General features: G+C 34.0%; 1 protein-coding gene. It reads left to right on the forward strand.

What is annotated here, in order from left to right:
- Nucleotides 1–346 precede the first annotated feature (346 nt).
- On the forward strand, nucleotides 347–570 hold a 224-nt coding region (locus R2R70_RS18885), incomplete at its 3' end, for a hypothetical protein (RefSeq protein ID WP_410978733.1).

Below are 570 nucleotides of genomic sequence, written 5' to 3' on the forward strand. Positions count from 1 at the left end.
ACGAGTTAAAGCAAGAAGAAGTAGCAGAACTTACCATGAGCAAAGCCGATAAGCGAAAAGTCCCCAAGTTTGAAAAATAGTAATTGTTATTAGGTTGTGTAGGTCGGATAAGCGAAGCGCCATCCGACAAAGCTAATTTGTCTCTTGCCTCATAACATTACTAAAAGTCGTTTTGGTATATTTGAACAACATAAACTTCATAACATACATAATTACCTGGTTTCATTAGAGTCGTTCGGTGGAATTATTGGGAGGTGTACTATACGCCGTTTTGGGGTCTTATAATCCTCCAAAGTGGAGTTTAATAAGCAGCTAACTGTTTCTATATCTGTGAGGTTGAAATTATATGATTGAGTCTAGGTATTGGAAAAGTGATTTAGTTAAATATGCTAATAGTTTCAAGCCTGTAGCTAAACCTGCATATTATTCTGAAAAGAAACAAGTTAATTTTGAAAAAGACGTTATTTTGTCTTTGTTTATGGTTAGAAAACTAGGTGAATCTTTAAAGCTGTCATCTAAAACACTTAAGAGTGGATTTACAGTTTTTTCATCTCTATCAATTAAGCAAGT

The organism is Cobetia sp. SIMBA_158, assembly GCF_046566945.1.
Lineage (GTDB): Bacteria > Pseudomonadota > Gammaproteobacteria > Pseudomonadales > Halomonadaceae > Cobetia > Cobetia amphilecti.